Source organism: Streptococcus mitis, assembly GCF_005844455.1.
Taxonomy (GTDB): Bacteria; Bacillota; Bacilli; order Lactobacillales; family Streptococcaceae; genus Streptococcus; species Streptococcus mitis_BF.
Window position 1 is genome coordinate 1 of the sequence record NZ_SPGF01000105.1, and the last position, 2,611, is coordinate 2,611.

Genomic DNA, 2,611 nt, shown 5'->3' on the forward strand with positions numbered 1-2,611 from the left:
GCATCTTGAAATTTCACGAAAATACCTTTATTCCTGCTAAGCGTTCTAAACATCACCCCTTAACCCAAGAGGATAAGTAGTTGAATCGCGAGATAGCTAAAATGCGTATTGGAGTTGAGCACTTTAATGCCAAATTTAAAACCTTTCAAATCATGGCACAGCCCTATCGTAATCGTAGAAAACGGTTTGAATTAAGAGCTGAGTTGATTTGTGGCATCATCAACCACGAGATGATGTAGTTACCGAACAAGTCTAATACTTCGTCTCGGTTTTTTATGTATTTTTCAAGTAACAAAGCCACCACTCCCCCAGCAATGCAAGTGCAAAATCCTCTAGAATATGATAAAATAATGAAAAGGACTCTATTAAGGAGGAAAACATGAAAAAACAAACCGTCGCCGTCTTGGGGCCTGGTTCTTGGGGGACTGCCCTTTCACAAGTCTTAAATGACAATGGACACGAGGTACGTATTTGGGGAAATCTTCCCGAGCAAATCAATGAAATTAATACACACCATACTAATAAACACTACTTTAAAGATGTCGTTTTAGATGAGAAAATCATTGCCTACACTGACTTAGCAAAGACTCTGAAAGATGTGGATGCGATTTTGTTTGTTGTCCCAACAAAAGTGACACGACTTGTTGCCCAACAAGTTGCAAAAACCTTAGACCATAAGGCGATTATCATGCATGCATCAAAGGGATTAGAACCTGATAGCCATAAACGATTATCAACCATTCTTGAAGAAGAAATTCCTGAAGAGCTCCGCAGTGATATTGTCGTTGTATCAGGGCCTAGCCATGCAGAAGAGACCATTGTGCGTGACCTGACTTTAATCACAGCTGCTTCTAAAGATTTGCAAACAGCTCAATACGTTCAGGAGCTATTTAGCAATCACTACTTCCGACTTTATACCAATACGGATGTTATTGGAGTTGAAACTGCTGGTGCCCTTAAAAATATTATCGCTGTTGGTGCCGGAGCTTTACATGGTCTGGGATTTGGTGACAATGCCAAGGCGGCCATCATCGCTCGAGGCTTGGCAGAAATTACCCGCCTAGGGGTAGCACTCGGGGCCAGTCCATTAACCTATAGTGGCTTATCTGGTGTAGGTGATTTAATCGTAACAGGAACCTCCATCCACTCTCGTAACTGGAGAGCCGGAGATGCTCTTGGTCGTGGAGAATCCCTAGCTGATATCGAAACCAATATGGGCATGGTGATTGAAGGAATCTCAACGACTCGAGCAGCCTATGAACTAGCGCAAGAACTTGGAGTCTATATGCCCATTACACAGGCCATTTACCAAGTTATCTACCACGGAACCAATATTAAAGATGCCATTTATGACATCATGAACAATGAATTTAAAGCAGAAAATGAGTGGTCTTGACACTCTATAGAAAGGATTCTTATGACATCAAAAGTTAGAAAGGCAGTCATCCCTGCCGCTGGGCTTGGAACTCGATTTTTACCAGCAACCAAGGCCCTGGCCAAAGAAATGTTGCCAATTGTAGACAAACCAACTATCCAATTTATCGTGGAAGAGGCTCTCAAATCAGGTATTGAAGATATTCTAGTTGTCACTGGTAAATCAAAACGTTCTATTGAGGACCACTTTGACTCGAACTTTGAGCTTGAATACAATCTTAAGGAAAAAGGCAAAACAGATTTGTTAAAATTGGTAGATGAAGCAACTGGTATGCGCCTCCATTTCATTCGCCAAACTCACCCTCGTGGTCTTGGAGACGCTGTCCTACAAGCCAAAGCTTTTGTAGGGAATGAGCCCTTCGTTGTTATGCTGGGTGATGACCTTATGGACATCACAAATGAGAATGCCGTTCCTTTGACAAAACAACTGATGAATGATTACGAGACGACACACGCATCAACCATTGCTGTCATGCCCGTACCGCACGAAGACGTTTCATCATATGGAGTTATCGCTCCTCAAGGTGAAGGGATTAATGGTCTCTATAGCGTTGAAACTTTCGTTGAAAAACCAGTTCCCGAAGATGCACCAAGTGATTTAGCAATTATCGGTCGCTATCTTCTGACACCAGAAATTTTTGATATCCTCGAAAAGCAAGCTCCTGGTGCTGGAAATGAAATCCAGCTTACCGACGCTATTGATACGCTTAATAAAACACAACGTGTTTTCGCCCGTGAATTTACAGGAGCTCGTTACGACGTTGGGCATAAGTTTGGATTTATGAAAACATCTATTGACTACGCCCTCAAGCACCCACAAGTCAAAGATGACTTGAAAGACTACCTCATCCAACTCGGAAAAGAATTGGCTGAGAAGGAATAACAAAATCATTTATATAAAGATTAGCCACACATAAATTAAGTAAATTCTCTACTTGAATCTACCTATTTCATAAAAACTAATGAAAACACTATACTTGTATTTGTTTTTTCATTAAAACAAGAGTAGAATAAATTAGTATAGTAAAAACAAAAAAGCACCGAATCAGTCAATGTCATTAAGTTAAGAAATTCAAATACAATTCTGTATTTGGGTTTCTTTTTTATGTGATAAACTTATAGTTAAGGAGGGATTTCCCATGATAAAACAAATAAAAGCCCACTTGAATAAGAGTAT

At 40.3% G+C, this 2,611-nt stretch carries 2 protein-coding genes and 1 pseudogene; all 3 read left to right on the forward strand.

What is annotated here, in order from left to right; genetic code table 11:
* Window positions 1–239: pseudogene (locus FGQ53_RS11525) on the forward strand (transposase family protein); the annotation flags it as partial.
* Window positions 240–379: 140 nt separating this feature from the next.
* A complete protein-coding gene (locus tag FGQ53_RS11530) occupies window positions 380–1,396 on the forward strand; it encodes an NAD(P)H-dependent glycerol-3-phosphate dehydrogenase (RefSeq protein ID WP_138338909.1) in 1,017 nt (338 codons plus the stop codon).
* A gap of 21 nt (window positions 1,397–1,417) precedes the next feature.
* The gene (gene galU, locus FGQ53_RS11535; RefSeq protein WP_138338912.1) at window positions 1,418–2,317 is read left to right on the forward strand and encodes a UTP--glucose-1-phosphate uridylyltransferase GalU; all 900 of its coding nucleotides are present in this window, start codon (window positions 1,418–1,420) and stop codon (window positions 2,315–2,317) included.
* The last annotated feature ends 294 nt before the right edge of the window (window positions 2,318–2,611 follow it).

Excerpts from the sequence above, each read along its gene's own strand:
- FGQ53_RS11530 (WP_138338909.1), top strand. The coding sequence starts at position 380 with ATGAAAAAACAAACCGTCGCCGTCTTGGGGCCTGGTTCTTGGGGGACT.
- galU (WP_138338912.1), top strand. The coding sequence starts at position 1,418 with ATGACATCAAAAGTTAGAAAGGCAGTCATCCCTGCCGCTGGGCTTGGA.